At 61.0% G+C, this 16026-nt stretch carries 10 protein-coding genes; all 10 read right to left on the bottom strand.

Going from position 1 to position 16026, the window contains the following annotated elements:
* Positions 1 to 260: 260 nt before the first annotated feature.
* Positions 261 to 1916 carry an alpha-L-fucosidase gene (locus BLR44_RS03095; protein WP_089678824.1) on the bottom strand — a complete coding sequence of 552 codons (1656 nt, stop codon included), beginning with the start codon at positions 1914 to 1916 and terminating at the stop codon, positions 261 to 263.
* 115 nt (positions 1917 to 2031) lie between these two features.
* Positions 2032 to 3645 carry a RagB/SusD family nutrient uptake outer membrane protein gene (locus tag BLR44_RS03090; protein WP_089678821.1) on the bottom strand — a complete coding sequence of 538 codons (1614 nt, stop codon included), beginning with the start codon at positions 3643 to 3645 and terminating at the stop codon, positions 2032 to 2034.
* 41 nt (positions 3646 to 3686) lie between these two features.
* Positions 3687 to 7112: a SusC/RagA family TonB-linked outer membrane protein gene (locus tag BLR44_RS03085; RefSeq protein WP_089678818.1), complete on the bottom strand. Its 3426-nt coding sequence runs from the start codon at positions 7110 to 7112 to the stop codon at positions 3687 to 3689.
* A 29-nt stretch (positions 7113 to 7141) separates the two neighbouring features.
* Positions 7142 to 8146 (bottom strand): FecR family protein, encoded by a 1005-nt coding sequence (locus BLR44_RS03080; RefSeq protein WP_089678815.1) that lies wholly within the window; start codon positions 8144 to 8146, stop codon positions 7142 to 7144.
* 101 nt (positions 8147 to 8247) lie between these two features.
* On the bottom strand, positions 8248 to 8856 hold the full coding sequence (locus BLR44_RS03075; protein WP_089678812.1) for an RNA polymerase sigma factor: 609 nt from the start codon (positions 8854 to 8856) through the stop codon (positions 8248 to 8250).
* A gap of 332 nt (positions 8857 to 9188) precedes the next feature.
* The gene (locus tag BLR44_RS03070; protein ID WP_089678809.1) at positions 9189 to 11009 is read right to left on the bottom strand and encodes a sensor histidine kinase; all 1821 of its coding nucleotides are present in this window, start codon (positions 11007 to 11009) and stop codon (positions 9189 to 9191) included.
* Between the two features lie 15 nt (positions 11010 to 11024).
* Positions 11025 to 12143 carry a histidine kinase gene (locus BLR44_RS03065; protein ID WP_089678806.1) on the bottom strand — a complete coding sequence of 373 codons (1119 nt, stop codon included), beginning with the start codon at positions 12141 to 12143 and terminating at the stop codon, positions 11025 to 11027.
* Positions 12144 to 12182: 39 nt separating this feature from the next.
* Positions 12183 to 13349 (bottom strand): porin, encoded by a 1167-nt coding sequence (locus BLR44_RS03060; RefSeq protein WP_089678803.1) that lies wholly within the window; start codon positions 13347 to 13349, stop codon positions 12183 to 12185.
* 34 nt (positions 13350 to 13383) lie between these two features.
* Positions 13384 to 13959 carry a potassium-transporting ATPase subunit KdpC gene (gene kdpC, locus BLR44_RS03055; RefSeq protein ID WP_089678800.1) on the bottom strand — a complete coding sequence of 192 codons (576 nt, stop codon included), beginning with the start codon at positions 13957 to 13959 and terminating at the stop codon, positions 13384 to 13386.
* A gap of 20 nt (positions 13960 to 13979) precedes the next feature.
* A complete protein-coding gene (gene kdpB / locus BLR44_RS03050; protein ID WP_089678796.1) occupies positions 13980 to 16016 on the bottom strand; it encodes a potassium-transporting ATPase subunit KdpB in 2037 nt (678 codons plus the stop codon).
* Positions 16017 to 16026: the final 10 nt, after the last annotated feature.

The raw sequence follows: 16026 nt of genomic DNA, 5'->3' as shown, positions 1-16026 counted from the left end.
AACACGCCAGAGCACTCGGTCAGCTACTCCGCGACGGGCGCGCGCTGCGCGAAAAACAACAAATCCGGCAGAACGACGGAGAGTAGTTTCGAGTGATCTCCAAAACCCTTAAAAAGCAATGGGTTGGCCACTCGCACCAATGCACGCCAAGTTGCACAGACGTTGCAGGGATAAACGGACGGGGCGTCGGCGCAGGAAGTAACCCTGCGCCGACGCCCCCCATTGGAAGCTAGTGCTCCGTTCCCGAAGGCCGATGAAAGTCAGACGATTTTCAGGGCGAAGGCGTCTTTCGTGATGTGGTCGTGCGAGGGCAACGTCACCGCAAGTCCCTGTTCGTCCCGATGCATCGCCAGTTTTTCGCCCGTCCCGACCCAGGTGACCTGGTTGACCGGCTGCCGGCCCTGCGGCCCTTGCGAAGCGAGGCTTTTGATGAGCACCCTCCCGTTGTCCGGCCAGCCCAGCACCAACGCGTACAGCGCCTCTCCCTTCGTGGTGAAGCGAATGTCTTCGTGGGTGAACGGCTTGCCTTTTCCTTCGTTAAAGCCCTGCGCCGAAAGCGGAGCGGCGTCTTCCAGCGCGGGGCCTTCGCCAAAGAGGTTCCAGGGACGCGTCGCGTAAATGGCCTCGTGATTGGCCTGCATCCACACGCCCAATGCCTCCACTACCTTCCGTGCTTTTTCGTCGATGGAGCCGTCGCCACGCACCGGAATGTTCAGCAGCAGGTTGCCGTTTTTGCTCACCACGTCGATCAGGGTGTGAATCACCGTTTTGGCCGATTTGTAGCCGTCCCGGTCGTACAGGGCCCGGTCGTAGTGCCAGTTCCCCAGGCAAGTGTCGGTCTGCCAGAAGTACGGCTCGATCTGGTTGCTCTGCCCCCGTTCGATGTCCCAGACCATGCACTGGCGCTGCTGCTCGTCAAGGATTTTGCCGTTGATGACGGCCTGCACCGATCCGTTTTTCTGCATGCTCTTGTTGTACAGGTGCGCCGCCAGGCGCAAGCCTACGTCGCTGATGGGCCAGAACGGCAGGGCCGTGTCGTCGAAATAGATCAGGTCCGGTTCGTACTGGTCGATCAGGTCGAGCGTGCGGCGGTAGAACTTGTCGAGGTAGGCCTGGCTGGGGGGCGTCACCCCGTTTCCCCAGTTCCACTGCGCGTGGATCATGCGGTTGTCCTCGCTGTTCTGGCTGAGCGGATGCCGCTGCGCGTAGAGTTCCTGCGGGTCAAGGCCCTCCCACCATTGGCCTTTGCCGTCGGCTTTGGTCAGGTTGCCGTCGTAAGGCACCCCGGCGTACGGCCCGGTTTTGTCGGCGCGCTGCGAAGGCTCGTACCAACTCCAGGCGTGGGCCGCGTGTACACTGACCCCAAATGGCAAGCCCTGCCGCCGGGCGGCCTTGGCCCATCCCCCGATGATGTCCTTTTTCGGCCCCACCTGCGTGGCGTTCCAGTGGGGCTGATGGCGACTGTTGTACAGGTCCAGGTTGTCGTGGTGGTTGGCCATGGCAAAGAAGTACCGAGCCCCCGACTGCTTGTAAAGGGCGACCAGCGCTTCGGGGTCCCATTGCTCGGCCTTCCAGCGATGAATCACGTCTTTGAAGCCGAACTTGGAAGGGTGTCCGTACTTCTTCACATGGTAGTGGTATTGATCGCTGCCTTCCTGGTACATCCCGCGGGCGTACCAGTCGCCCGCTTCGGGCTGGCACTGCGGTCCCCAATGCGCCCACAGGCCCAGCTTGGCGTCCTGATACCAGGTCGGCACCTGGTACTGCTGCAACGAGGCCCAGGTCGGTTGAAAAGGTCCCGGTGCTACGGGTCGGGCCAGGGGCCGCGCGGCCAGCGCTTCGGTCATGAGCCAGGGGCTGGCCATCAGGCCCGGTACGGTGGCCCCCAGGTGTTTTAAAATGCTTCTTCGGTTCATAATTACGGGTAAAATACAAGCTAACGCGCAGCGACCACGCTGCCCACACGCTCCACGGACAGAACCCGACCGCACCCATCGCGCAACGGACTGGTAAGGATGCGTGCTGCTGGGTTTAGTAGCCGGGATTTTGCGTCAGGTTTTTGTTAATGTCTATCTCCGCCTGCGGAATCGGCCACAGTTCGTTGATGCCTTCTTTAAAGTTGCGCTGCTGGTACAGGAAGTACCCCTCGTCGTCGACCGGATACGCCGTGTAGGAAGCCGGATCGTCGGTCAGCTTCAGGCCTGTGTACTGCCGGTTCAGTTCCTGGGCGGCGATGCCCCAGCGCAGGATGTCGTAGTAGCGCACGCCCTCGAAGGCCAGTTCTACCCGACGCTCCCGCCGCACCAGCGCACGCAGCGCCGCTGGGTCGGTCGTGGTCACGGCAGGCATCTGCACGCTGGTCCGTCCCCGCACGGCGTTGATGGTCAGGTCCAGTAGCGTCTGGTCGACCGGCACGCCGGCTTCCAGGGTGGCTTCCAGGTAACTCAGCAGCACCTCGGCGTACCGGATCATGATAAAATTGCCGCCGTAGTTCATCAGGTTGCCGTCGAAGCTGCCGTCCATGAATTTGTTGATGCAGTACCCACTCCAGTTGTATTTGTTGAACCGGTCGGGCGAGTCGGAATCGGGGCGGGAGACAAAGGTCTGTCCTTTGAAAGTGGTCCGGTCCGAGATCATCAGCGTGTAGTCCAGGCGCGGGTCGCGGTTCTCGTACGGCGCGTCGGGGTTGTAGAGCGGCGAGGTTTCGATGGGTTGCCCGTCGGTGCACAGAAACGCTTCGGCCAGTTCGTTGTAGGGCGAAAACTGGTGCCACCCACCCCAGGCTTCGGGGTAAAGGTACTGCAGCATGACGTGCCCGTACACATCTTCCTGGTACTGCGAACTCAGAATAATCTCGGTGCTGAGTTCGTGGGTTTGCCAGAACAATTCCTTGAAGTTCGGGTCGATGGTGTAGACGCCGCTGTCGATGATCTGCTTGTACGTCGCGGCGGCCTCGCTCCACTGCTGCCGGGCCATCTGCAACCGTCCGAGAATCGCCAGGGCGGCCCCCGACGTAAGGCGACCGTTTTCGCTATCGGGACGCGAGGCAGGCAGCGCCGCGGCACTTTCGCTGAGCTCGTTCCCCACGAAGGCCCACACCTCGGCTTGGGGCGTTCGGGTCACCTGGTTGGCTTCGTCGATGCTCAGGACACGCTCCACCAGCGGAACGTCGCCGTAAAAGAGCGCCAGGTTGAAGTACTGGTACGCCCGGATGGTCCGCACTTCGGCCACCATCATGGCCTTCAGTCCTTCGTCCATCGTCACCTCCCCGATGTGGTCGAGGAAGTTGTTGCAGGTCGTAATTTTCTCGTAGGCACGCTGCCAGTAGTTGGTCGTCACCCAGTAAGAGGCCGTCAGGGTTCCGTCGGTGACGTGGTCCGGAATCAGCTCTTTCTCCGACCCGTTGCCCGCCATCAGGTCCAGGTACAGCAGAGACCGCGCCGTCCAGAAGTCTTCGCCGCTCCAGCCGGCACCGGTGTAGTAACAGCCGACCAGCGCCAGGCGCGCATCGCCTTCGGTCTGCCAGAAGGTACCGTCAGAAACGGCATCCAGCGGTTGTTTGTCGAAAAAATCGTCCTGGCAGCCAGTGTGCAGCAGCATCAGCAGCAAGAGGCCGCCCCAGGTAGGTAAATAGCGTTTTGTCATGGTGGTAAGATTCGCGGTAGACGTAAGCAAGGGTTGAGTCATTAGAACCGGACGTTAAGGCCGAAAGTGTACACGCCGGTGATGGGGTAAAAAGGCGAGTTGTCGCCCGTCGACTGGCTCATTTCCGGGTCCCAGCCCTGGTAGAAGCTGTGGAGGGTCAGCAGATTCTGGCCGCTGAAAAAGACCCGCAGCCGGTCGATCCGCAGCCGTTCCAGCACGGCGGGCGAAAACGAATAGCCCAGTTGCACATTTTTCATGCGCAGGAATGAAGCGTCCCGGTTCCAGAACGTAGACGTCTGGATGGTGCCCGCGCCCATGTTCAGGCTGGTCAGCTTGATGTAGTCCGCGTTGGGGTCCGGGTTGGCTTCTGTCCAGCGGTTCTCGGCCTGCCAGCGCTGAATCTGCCCACCGTTGTAGAAGGCAAACGCCTGGTAAGATCCCATCTGCTTTTCGAAGCCGCCGAGGCCTTGCAGAATCACGGAAAGATCGAAGCCTTTGTAGTCGGCCGTGAGCGTCGCGCCGAAGGCGTACTTCGGGTAGGTCGCGCCGATCACGGTCCGGTCGTAAGTGGCATCCACCACCCCGTCGGGCACGCCGTTCGGACCACTGATGTCCTTGTAGCGGACTAGGCCGGGCTGTGCGGCGTAAGGCTGGGTCGGATAACGGGCGATTTCGTCTTCGCTGACAAACAGCCCGTCGGCGATGTAGCCGTAAATGGCGTTGAGCGGCTGCCCCACGAAAAGCCCCTTGCTGATGTCTTGCTCCAGGGAGCCGGCCAGTCGCGTTACCCGGTTTTTGATGTAGGAGAAATTAGGACTGACCCCGAAATGAACTTGCCCAAGGGCCGTCTGATAGTTAAGCACCAGCTCGATGCCCGTGTTCTTCACCTCGCCGGCGTTGACTTCCGAAGGCGTCAGGCCCAGCACCCGCGACACGGAGATGTTGTACAGAATGTCCGACGTAGTTTTGTCGAAGTAATCGACCTCCAGGCTGAGCTTGCCCTGCAACACGCTCACGTCCAGCCCGACGTCGGTCACCTGCGTCGATTCCCACGTAATGTCGTTGTTGGCTAATGTGGTCAGGCGGGTACCCGACGCCAGGTTTCCCCCAAAGGTGTAGTTCTGCCCCAGCTGGAGCACGTTCTGGTACGGGTAGTTGCCGATGTTCTGGTTGCCCAGTATCCCCCACGAGGCCCGGAGCTTCAGGTTGTCGATCCAGGGCAGAGCATTCTGCACGAACGCCTCTTCGGAGAGGCGCCAACCGGCCGAAAACGAAGGGAATACCCCCCAGCGCCCCTGCGCCGGAAAGCGGGACGTGCCGTCGTAGCGGGCATTGGCTTCGAAGAGGTACTTCTCCCGGTAGGCGTAGTTCACGCGTCCGAAGAACGAGCGCAGCCCCCACTCGGCCGCCGACCCCGACGACTGCATGTTGCTCGACGCACCCGCGTTGATCTCGTAGAGTTGGTTGTTGGGGAAATCGTCCCGGTAGGCGGTCGTCCAGTCTTCGCGGTACGCTTCCTGCGAAAAACCCAACAGGCCATTGATCTGGTGCTGCCCGACCTGCTTGTTGTAACGGGCCAGGGCTTGTAGCGTCAGGAGGCCGTTGTCGCCGCTGTTGACCGACAAATTGCTGGGCCCCACTCGTTTGTTGGGATTGAACACGAAGTCGGAGGCGTAGCTGTTGTTGGTGTAGCCGTAGTACTTGTAGCCCGCTTTGCCGCTGATCGTGACGTCGCGGAATGGATTCCAGGCCAACTCTACCCCGCCCAGAAAAAACTTCCCTTTGCGCTTCACGAACGATTCGCTGGCCAGCCAGGCTTCGGGGCTGTAGTTGTCCTGATACCCATACGTGCCGTCTGACTTCCGCCCGGCGAAGATGGGGCCCTGCCGCACGGCAAAGGCAATCATGTGCGTCATCTCGCCGTCGTAGTGACGCGGCTCGTCGGTGTTCATGCTGTAGCCATTCAGGTTGACCTTCAGGTTCAGGTTCTTCTTGATCTGGCTGTCGAGGTTGAGCAGGAAGTTGTATTTGTCGTAATCGTTTTCGGCCACAACGCCGTTCTGGCGCAGGTAGCTCAGCGAAAAAAGGTAGGTATTCTGCTCGTCGCCCCCGGTGAAGCTCAGCGCGTGGTTCGTCTGGAAGCCGGACCCGGACGTCAGCAGATTTTGCAGGTGCGGCACGTTCGGGTAGTTGTCGGGATCGGAGCCGTTCCGGAATTTCGCGATCTCGTCGGCGGTGTAAGCCGGGGCACGCCCTTCGTTCCGGTTGGCTTCGTTGCGTAGTTCGGCGTATTCCCAGGAGTCGACGAAGTCGGGCAGTTGGGTCACCTTCTGCCAGCCCACGTAGTTGTTGTAGCTGACCTGCAGGCTGCCTTGCCGCCCCCGCTTGGTTTCGATCAAAATCACGCCGTTGGCCGCCCGCGTGCCGTAGATCGAGGCCGAGGCGGCATCTTTCAGGACCGAGATGCTCTTGATGTTGTTGGGGTCGATGTCGTTGATGGACGCCGCCAGACCGTCGATCAGCACGAGCGGATCGTTCCCCGCCGAAGAGAACGTGCCGTTCCCCCGAATGCTGATGGCCGCGCCGTCGTTGCCCGGACGCCCGGAGCCCTGCGCGACCGTCACCCCACTGACCAGCCCGGAGAGCGCCTGCGACGCCTGAGTGATGGGGCGGTTCTCGATCTCTTTGCTGTCTACGCTGGCTACAGCGCCCGTCAGGTTCACTTTTTTCTGGGTACCGTATCCCACCACCACGACTTCTTCCAGCGACTTGATGTCGTCCTGCAACGTGAGGCGCAGGTCGGTTTGTGTGCCGACGGCCACTTCCTGCGCCAGGTAGCCCACCGCACTGAACACCAGCGTTGCGTCTTCGCTCACGTTCAGGGCAAAGCGTCCTTCCACATCGGTGATGGTACCGTTCGACGTTCCTTTCTCCAGGATGTTCACGCCGGGAATGCCCTCGCCGGTCGCATCCACCACCTGACCGGTGACCTGCCGCGCGGCCCGGGCCGCCTGCCGTTCGACTTGCGACGCGATCTGCAGGGCGGCCGGCCGCGGCAACACCTGCCCAATCTGGGAGCGCTGCACGGGCGACACCGGCGCCACGACGGGCGTAATGGTGAAAAAGGTAGTAGAAACGGGCAGCGCTTCCAGTTGCAGGGGCGTCAGCACGTTCCGAAGTGCCTGCTCTACAGTGCGCCCTTTCAACTCCGGCCACTGTGCCCTCTTCTGGTGGATGATTTCGTCCTGGTAGATCAGGTGAATGTCGTAATGCTGTTCGATTAGGCGCAGCACCTGACGGAGGGAGTATTCCTGCGCTTCCTGCTGCAGGGGTTGCGGCCGGGCCAGGCGGTCGGGTGCATCGCGCGCTAAGACCAGCGACTGTGCCGCCACCGGACTGTAGAGGGGGGTAAGGAGGGTCACCGACAGGCAAACGCCTCCCGTGAAGGAACGTAGGAGGTTCTTCATAGGGATTGGGTATAAAACAGATGAAGGGGCTATTCCAGGTAGACGTGGTTGCCCTGCCGACGCCACTGGATATCAAAGATCCGCGCCAGAGACGTCAGCAGTTGGTCCACTTCCTGGGTGGGGGCGGTCCCCGTTAAGGTTTTGTGCAGCAGTTCAGGATTGGAGACGGTCACGTCCAGGCCGTAGTCCTGTTCCAGGATTTCTACTACCTCCGCCAGGGGCGTATTCTCGAACACCAGCATGTGCTCTTTCCAGGCACGAAAGCGGCGGGCCTGTACGACCCGCTGCTGCGGGGCCTGGCGGCCGTTGTATTCCACCAGGTCGCCCGGAGCCATCAACAGCGGTGTAGTAGTCTCCAGGTCTTTTTTCAAGGTCAGTCGGACCTGGCCCGACTCCAGCACCACCCGCGTGCGTTCGGCTCGCTGCCGCACATCGAATTCGGTGCCCAGCACCTCGACGGCTACCTGCGGCGTATGCACCACAAACTTGACGGGAACGCCGGCGCGCTGCTGTTTGGTCACCTCAAAAAACGCTTCGCCTTCCAGGGCTACTGAACGCACCCCTTGTGCCCAGGCGCGTTCGTCGACCGTCAACTCGGAATTGCCGTTGAGGCTGACGTGGGTGCCGTCGGGCAGGCGCACGTCCCGCACTTCTCCGTAGTGGGTTGCGTATACCACCGGCGCCGGCCGGAAGACGCCGTACCACGCCACGCCACCTACCGCAAGCAATACAAGTAGGGCGGCGGCGACCTGGTACAGACGGCGGTGGGGCATGATCACACGGCGACGGGGCGGTGCCAGCTTCTGCTGCAACCGTTGCCAGGCGGCGTCTTCTTCTCCCTGCGTGATGACGGGCTGCGCCAGGGTCACCCCACCGATCATTTCCGCCGCGGCCTGCACCAGCGCCTCCTTTTCCGGATGCGCTGCCAGCCACGCCTTCCAATCGTTCTCCTCTGCTCCGGGCTCCCGGTTTACCCAGGCGCGAAACGAAGGATCGCCGATAAAATCTTCCAGACGGTAGTGGTCGCGTGACAAGCGTTGGTGCGTATTTTTCCTTGTAATCCGGAAAGGGAGCCGGGATACTCACCGACCGCAAAAAAAGATTAAAAATGTAGTAGCCGCTGGGCTCGGGGAACTTACGAGACGATCCAGTAGCCGATTAGACACAGGCTTTCCAGCAAGCGCTTGAGGGGCGTACTCTGGCGCAAAAGGTGCATGGCCCGAAAAATAAGGTTGGTCACCGACTGCACGTTGATGTGCAGCACCGCCGCAATCTCCTCGTGACTGAGGTTCTCGTAAAATTTCAGGTAAACCGCTTCTCGCTGGCGGGGCGTCAGTGCATTGACCGCGGCCAGGAGCTGATCGCGTTTCTGCCGATGCGCTTCCTCGTGAATGAGCGCATCCTCCTGCGAAAACTGGATGGCACCGTGGGAGGTGTCTTCTCCCGCAAATGTATGGAACCGACCAGCACGCAGCTGTTCCTTCAGCACGGCATGGCGTACCGCCGTGTAGAGGTAAGCCCGCACCGCTTCGATGGACTTGAGGTGCGCACGCTGAGCCCAAAGGTGTGAAAAAATGGATTGCACCGCTTCTTCCGCCAGCATCCGGTTGTGGCTGAGTTTCCATCCGTAGCGAATCAGCGGCGCATAGTGACGCCGAAACAACGTTTCGAACGCTTGCGCATCGCCACGCTGAAAGCCCTGCCAGAGGGTCGCATCGTCAGGAAAAGGCGGGTGGTGGTTCATAGCACATCCGTGCCCTCCCTCCCGAATCGAAAGGAGAGAAGTGCGTTATAACAAGGTTGTTTGCACTTTCCAAAGTAGAAGTTCTCCTGCAAAAATCAAATTGGCCCCTATCCCCTTGCGAGCCCCGTCCGCCCCTTTTCCCGCAGGAGAGCGGCCTTTTTTCGACGCACAGGCCGCTCAAAGGTTTGTCTTTTTCGGAGGCCCAGACAGGCTGACCAGAGCCCAGGACCCACTCTAAAGAGCTGACGCTGGTCCAAGGCACCTTATCACCAAGCATCATAACCGAACCAAGCGGGGGCGTCTTTCCCGCAGGACTTGTGTCTGCACGGAAGTCAGTTCTTCGTAAACCCGGCCACCGGGCAGGTGATCCAGAAGGTAGCGCCCTCTCCTTCCCGCGACTGCACACCGATGTTCCCGCCCATGGCCTCGATAAATTCTTTGGAGATGGCCAGCCCCAACCCGGTGCCGGTGGGGTCGGTTTTCACCAGGCGGGTAAACTTCTGGAAGATGCGCTTTTGGTTTTCGTAGCTGATGCCGCGGCCCTGATCGACGACCGCGATTTTCACCCGTTGGCCCTCCTGTTCGGCACGAACCTCGAGGACTGAACCGGCCGGAGCGTACCGGATGGCGTTCGTGAGAAAGTTGTTGAGAATCCAGACGGTTTTGTGGGCATCGACCTTGACCGTCGGGAGGTGGGGCGACAGCGTTTGGCGCAGCACCAACGGTTTTTCCTGTACGAAAAGTCGGACGCCCTCCACCGCCCGCTCGACTAGTTCGGGCACCGCTACTTCGGTCAGGAGCACCTCAATGGTGCCGCTTTCGATCTGGGAAAGGTCCAGAATTTCGTTGATCATGCGGCCGATCCGGTCGTTGTTCTGCGCGAGGGTATCGAGCAATTCGCGCTGGTTTTCGGAAAGCGCCCCCGATTTTTCGTTGTGCAGGAGCTTCAGAATCATCTGGATGGCCGCCACCGGCGTTTTAAGCTCGTGCGAGAGTGTTGCCATGAAATGGGTTTTCGCTTTGTCTTTCTCGGCAAAATCCGTCACATCGGTCAGGATCACCACGTGGCCCATCAGCACCTTTCGGGATTCGCCGGTAGGTTTTTCCACCACATCCACGACGTTTTTCGCGAACAGCTTCTCCCGATTGTCTTCCACCACGCGCAGGGGCTTGAACCGCCGTTCCTCGAAGGGCAAAAAGTCGATCATCAGTTCCTGAATCAGGCTGTTGAGCAACGGATGGTTGGTTGCCAAATCGGGGGCGTACCGGCCGATGAGCTGATGCCGCTGGAGGTGCAGAAGCTTCAGGCCGTGCTCGTTGACAAAGATCACCCGCTTGTTCTCGTCCAGGCCCAGAATCACTTCGTCCAGTTGGTTGATCAGGGCGTTCAGGCGCTTTTGTTCTTTCAGGAGTTTCGCCAGCGTCGAGTGCTCGTACTCGTTCAGCTTGGCGGCCATGGTGTTGAACGAGGCGGCCAACGCGCCGTATTCGTCCTGCGACCCGACCGGAATGGCGATTTGGTAATTGCCGTCGGCGACTTGCCGGATGGCGGCGTCGAAGGTTTCCAGGGGACGCGAAATGTAAACGGGCAATCCGATCATAAAAACCAGTCCGATTACGATGCTGGCCGACACGAACAGCCCCATGTACAGGACCACTTTTTCGGCCGTGGCAGCGGCCTGTTCATTTTTGCGGATCAGCGTCTGCTCGTTGATCAGGTAAATGCTGCCCGTACGTGCCTTGATCTGCTGGATGACGGGCAGTACGTCCCGGCGAAACGTTTCGAGGGAAAGGGAGTCTGGCGTGCGGTACAGGGCCGACAGTTGGTTCAGGTGCTGGTCCAGCGTTTCGCTGAGCGCTTTTTCGCCCGGTTCGGTGAGGTTGGCGCGTTGTGCCTCCATCGTCGTGGCAATGGCCCGGAAGTACGGTGCCACGTCGCGCGCCTCCACCGCGGCGCTCAGCGTACGGTACTGAATGGCGTCGACCGCCTCTTCGATCTGCCGCATGTAGGTGAGCGTGCGGTTGTTGTCTTGCAGGATGGCGGCCGCATCCCGCGCCAGCCACCGGAGGTAATGACTCGCCACACCGCCCAGCAGCAGGATGACCCCGAACAGAAAAAACAGGGCCAGAAACAGTTTATACTTTACCTTCATAGCGCATGCTAGTTCCTAAAAAACCAGGACCACGTCGATCTCCCGGTCCACTAATTTTTTGAGCAGACGATCGAAGTAGTTTCGGCCGGTCAGTTGGCGGTACGCACTAAAATGCGGCTTGCCCAGCACGAGGGTGGTGATCTGATGTGCGATGGCCGTCTGGTAGATCAGCTCGGGCACGTCTTCGCCTTTGGCGCGGACCACTTCCGCACCCAATTCCGTCGCCCACTTCAGGTTGTGCAGCAACTTCCGTTGGGTAGCCAGCGCAATCCGGTCCGACCGCTCCCGGGGCAATTGCACATAGAGCACCCACCACGAGGCCTGGTAGTGGGCTGCCAGGCGGGCAGTTTTTCGGATGATTTTCCTGGCCCCTTCGTCGTTGGTACTGATGCAGGCCAGAAAGCGCTCCAGCGGCATGCGGGAGGCCTGCGGCAGGCTACGTTGGATTTTACGCTCAACCAGCGCGGCCACCTGACGCAGGGCCAGATCGCGCAGTTGCAGAATCTGGTCCGGCCGAAAGAAGTGCTCAAGCGCGCGTTGAATCCGGTCGCCCCGGTAAATTTTTCCTTCTTTCAGCCGTTTGATCAGGTCTTCGGCCGGGAGATCGAGGTTGACTACCTCGTCGGCATACGCCAGTAGCTTATCCGGGATGCGCTCTCGCACCTCGATGCCCGCGATGCGCTCTACCCGATCGACGACACTTTCCAGATGCTGCACGTTGAAGGCCGTAATCACATGGATGCCCGCCGCCAGTAGGGCAAGTACGTCCTGCCAGCGTTTCTCGTGGAGGCTTCCCGGCAGGTTGGTGTGGGCCAGTTCGTCGACCAGCACCACCTCGGGGCGCGTCTCCAGAATGGCTTCCAGGTCCATCTCTTCCCAGGCCCGGCCTTTGTAGAAAACCTTTTTCCGGGCGATCTGGGGCAGGCCGTCGACCAGGGCGAGGGTCTCAGCCCGGTCGTGGGGCTCCACCAACCCGATCTTCACGTCTACTCCCGCCGCCAGAAGTTCGTGCGCTTCCTGCAACATGCGGTAGGTTTTTCCCACACCCGCAATCATGCCGATGTAGACCTTCAACCGGCCCCGCTGCCGTGGGCGAATCAGGTTCAAAAACGAGTCGTTCTCCGGTGGTGCCATCTCTCCTTTCCGTATTATGTGACAGCCCCTGGGATCTTCCTAGAACGTAGCGGACAAGGAGGTCGACAGGGCGAAGTTTGCCCTCGCAGGCGTCCCGTGGTCGGTAAAAATCCGGTCTTTGCTGGTCAGGCGGCGGCCTTCCAGTCGCCAAAGGACCTGTTCGGTGAGCCGATAGTCGAGGTTGGCCGAGTAGCCGCACGTCCGGAATCCGTGCGGAGTATCCGTAGGGACGATCACCTGGTGCGGATCGGCGTAATATTCGCCCCGCGCAGCCACGTGCAGCTTTTCCCCGGCCTGCCAGCGGGCGATCAGCACCGGGGCGTACCAGGTGTGGTACCGGCGACTCCCTTTGGCTTGCTGCTGTGCTCCCAGGTCGAACCCCACGATCAGCCCCCACCGCCGCGTGAGTTGAAACTGCCCGTAGAAATCGTGGAAATACCGCATCTGCCTGACCGAGTCGGGCGTGTCGCTGCCGACAAAAGAACTGCTGTTCAGGGTGATGCGCTCCGAAGGCGTAAACGTCACCTGATGTCCGAAGGCGGGCGTCTGGTTGCCCGCCAGGCGCTGTATCCGCTGCCAGCCGTTGAGCACCAGCCCACTGACCAGCCAGGCGCCGTCGGCCGACGTGTAGGAGAGTTTCGCACCGCTTTCGAAGTAAGGCGAATTGTCGGCCAGCAGGGAGCGGGTCAGCGTCCAGCACACTGCGCCCACCGCGCTTTCGAACCCGATGTGCGAAGGGAAGATGCCGGCGTCTACCCAGAGCGCATGCTGCCGAGAGAGCCGGACGCCGACAGAGGCTTCGTAAAGATTTTTGAGCACGCCCGGTTCGGCGGCCAAGTTGGCGTTGGCGTAGGTGCCGGTCATCAGCGCCAGGTTCGCCCGGACCCGGTCGGTCTGGTAAGCCGCTTTCAGGTAGCCGATGTTCAGGTTCACTTCGTTGTGGCGGTTGAAGGCATAGACAAAGTCGGGGCGGGTGTGATCGTCCGGTTGTCCCACATCGTAGAGGTAATAGGCTTCCAGGTAGCCGCTCCATTGCCACGGCGAGCGGGCGGTACTGTCCTGCGCCCGCAGGGTAGTCCCCCCTCCCCACAACACTGCCAGCACGAGGCAGCCCAGCCACGTTCTCCACCTTACAATGGAAGAAAAGCGATGGTCTAAGACCGCGTTGTGGTGGGGCGAGGCAATCCGTCTTGAATTCAGGTTCATGGTGCTTGAGGGTTGTAGGTCAGGATGCTCCGGTTCACCGCGGGGCGACAGCCAGCGCATCCAGGGCTAAGTTAAGCCGTACTACGTTGACCCGCCCGGCAGGCCCCAAGGCTCCCCAGAGCGGCGGCTCGGTATGCGCCTCTACCAACTGGCGGAGGGTCCCCACGGCCATCCCGCGCGCCGCAGCAATCCGGCCGACTTGCAGCAAGGCCCCTGCCCGGCTGATGTGCGGATCGAGCCCAGACCCGGATGCGGTAACAAGTTCGACAGGAATTTGCGCGGGCATCAGTCCCGGATGGTACTTCACCAGCGTGTCGATGCGGGCCTGCACCAGTGCCAGGAACTCGGGGTTGGTGGGTGCCAGGTTCGAGCCGCCGGTCGCAGCCGCATTGTATTCGACCGCCGACGGTCGCCCCCAGAAGTAGTGGGCACGATGAAAGGGCTGCCCGATGGCTTCGAACCCGACGAGAACGCCGTCTCGTTCAATCGGCAAACCGGCGGCGCGGTGGGGCATCAGCCGCCCCAATCCCACCATCGTCAGGGGATACAGCACCCCAAACAGCAGCAGGGTGATCAGACTCAACACCAAGGGAATTCGGAGGGTCTTCATAATTCGTTGGGTTCAAAAGATTAACGTACCAGGCCCAACAACAAGTCGATCGCCTTGATGCCGACGAACGGCACGATCACCCCGCCGAGGCCATAGATCAGGAGATTTCGGGTGAGTAGTGCAGCGGCTCCCACCGGGCGGTAAGAAACCCCGCGCAGCGCCAGCGGAATCAGCAGGGGAATGATGATTGCGTTGAAGATCACCGCCGACAGGATGGCCGACTCCGGCGTGGCCAGACGCATGAGGTTCAGGGCGTTGAGGCCCGGAATGGAGGCCGCAAACAGCGCCGGCACGATGGCAAAGTATTTGGCGACGTCGTTGGCGATGGAGAAGGTGGTGACGTTGCCCCGGGTGATCAGCAATTGCTTCCCGATCTCGATCACCTCCAGCAGCTTGGTCGGGTCGCTGTCCAGGTCCACCATGTTCGCCGCTTCTTTGGCGGCCTGCGTCCCGCTGTTCATCGCCACCCCCACGTCGGCCTGGGCCAGGGCGGGCGCGTCGTTGGTGCCGTCTCCCATCATGGCGACCAGTTTGCCCTGCTGCTGTTCCTGCCGGATGTAGTGGAGCTTGTCTTCGGGCCGGGCCTCGGCAATGAAGTCGTCCACCCCCGCCTGCCGGGCGATGTAGGCGGCCGTGAGCGGGTTGTCGCCGGTCACCATCACCGTTTTTACACCCATCTTCCGCAGCCGCGCGAAGCGTTCCTGAATGCCGGGTTTGACGATGTCTTCCAGTTGAATCACGCCCAGCGCTTTCTTGTCGACGGCTAGGGCCAGCGGCGTCCCGCCGTTCCCTGCAATCTCCTTGACCTTCGCTTCCAGCAACGGCAGGTCGGCGCGGTTGTCCGACCACCGGCAGATCGCATCCCAGGCTCCTTTCCGCACCTGCCGACCGTCGGGCAGGTCCACGCCGCTCATGCGGGTTTCCGCGCTGAACTTGACAAACGAGGCTCCCTCCAGCCCGTCCGGCTCTACGGTGACGTTGCGCGTGCGGGCCAGTTCCACGATGGATTTTCCTTCCGGCGTCGCATCGGCCAAGGAGCTGAGCACCGCGCTGCGAACGAACGCCTCTTCGCTCAACCCGTTGTAGGGGTAAAAGCCGGTGGCCTTCCGGTTGCCGAGGGTAATGGTGCCGGTCTTGTCCAGCAGAAGCGTGTCGATGTCCCCGGCCGTTTCGACCGCCTTGCCCGATTTGGCGATGAGGTTGGCACGCAGGGCGCGGTCCATCCCAGCGATGCCGATGGCCGACAGCAGCCCGCCGATGGTGGTCGGGATCAGGCACACGAACAGCGCCAGCAGGGACGCAATGGTAATCGGGGTATTGGCAGAAGCGGCGAAGGGTTGCAACGTCACCGTCACGATCAGAAAAACCATCGTGAAACTGGCCAGCAGAATGGTCAGGGCGATTTCGTTGGGCGTCTTCTGGCGGTTGGCGCCCTCCACCAGGGCGATCATTTTGTCCAGAAAACTTTCGCCGGGCTGGGTCGTCACCTGCACGTTGATCTGATCGGACAGCACCAGGGTCCCCCCGATCACGCTGCTCCGGTCGGTGTCCGCCTCCCGGATCACGGGCGCCGACTCTCCGGTAATGGCCGACTCGTCGATGGACGCCAGCCCTTCGATGATCTCGCCGTCGGCCGGAATCACGTCGCCGGCTTCGGCCAGAAATACGTCGCCTTTTTTCAGTTCGGCAGCAGAGACTTCGGTCAGGGAGCCGTCCGGGTTGAGGCGTTTGGCCTGGGTGTCCCGGCGGGTTTTGCGCAACGTCTCGGCCTGAGCCTTGCCCCGTGCCTCGGCGATGGCCTCCGCAAAATTCCCGAACAGGACGGTCAGGAACAGAAGTAACGTGATCACCGCGTTGTACCCGACGCTACCCAGGCTGGCGTGGGTCGTCACCCCGGACAGCAGGGTCACCAGGAGCATGATGGCGGTGCCCAGTTCGACCATGAACATGACCGGATTTTTGATCATCCGTGCCGGGCTGAGTTTGATGAACGACTGCCGCAGCGCCTGCGTCACCGTCTCGCCACGGAACAAAGACGAATGTTGATGAGTAGACATGTGTGTAATG

Origin of the sequence: Catalinimonas alkaloidigena (assembly GCF_900100765.1) — a bacterium.
In the GTDB taxonomy this organism is placed as follows: Bacteria; Bacteroidota; Bacteroidia; order Cytophagales; family Flexibacteraceae; genus Mooreia; species Mooreia alkaloidigena.
Note: the sequence above shows the minus strand (reverse complement) of the source record. Positions and strands in the feature narration are given on the sequence as shown.

What these genes read in the sequence shown, in the direction of transcription:
- BLR44_RS03095 (WP_089678824.1), bottom strand. Translation starts at nt 1,916, where the DNA reads ATGAACCGAAGAAGCATTTTAAAACACCTGGGGGCCACCGTACCGGGC.
- BLR44_RS03090 (WP_089678821.1), bottom strand. Translation starts at nt 3,645, where the DNA reads ATGACAAAACGCTATTTACCTACCTGGGGCGGCCTCTTGCTGCTGATG.
- BLR44_RS03085 (WP_089678818.1), bottom strand. Translation starts at nt 7,112, where the DNA reads ATGAAGAACCTCCTACGTTCCTTCACGGGAGGCGTTTGCCTGTCGGTG.
- BLR44_RS03075 (WP_089678812.1), bottom strand. Translation starts at nt 8,856, where the DNA reads ATGAACCACCACCCGCCTTTTCCTGACGATGCGACCCTCTGGCAGGGC.
- BLR44_RS03070 (WP_089678809.1), bottom strand. Translation starts at nt 11,009, where the DNA reads ATGAAGGTAAAGTATAAACTGTTTCTGGCCCTGTTTTTTCTGTTCGGG.
- BLR44_RS03065 (WP_089678806.1), bottom strand. Translation starts at nt 12,143, where the DNA reads ATGGCACCACCGGAGAACGACTCGTTTTTGAACCTGATTCGCCCACGG.
- BLR44_RS03060 (WP_089678803.1), bottom strand. Translation starts at nt 13,349, where the DNA reads ATGAACCTGAATTCAAGACGGATTGCCTCGCCCCACCACAACGCGGTC.
- kdpC (WP_089678800.1), bottom strand. Translation starts at nt 13,959, where the DNA reads ATGAAGACCCTCCGAATTCCCTTGGTGTTGAGTCTGATCACCCTGCTG.
- kdpB (WP_089678796.1), bottom strand. Translation starts at nt 16,016, where the DNA reads ATGTCTACTCATCAACATTCGTCTTTGTTCCGTGGCGAGACGGTGACG.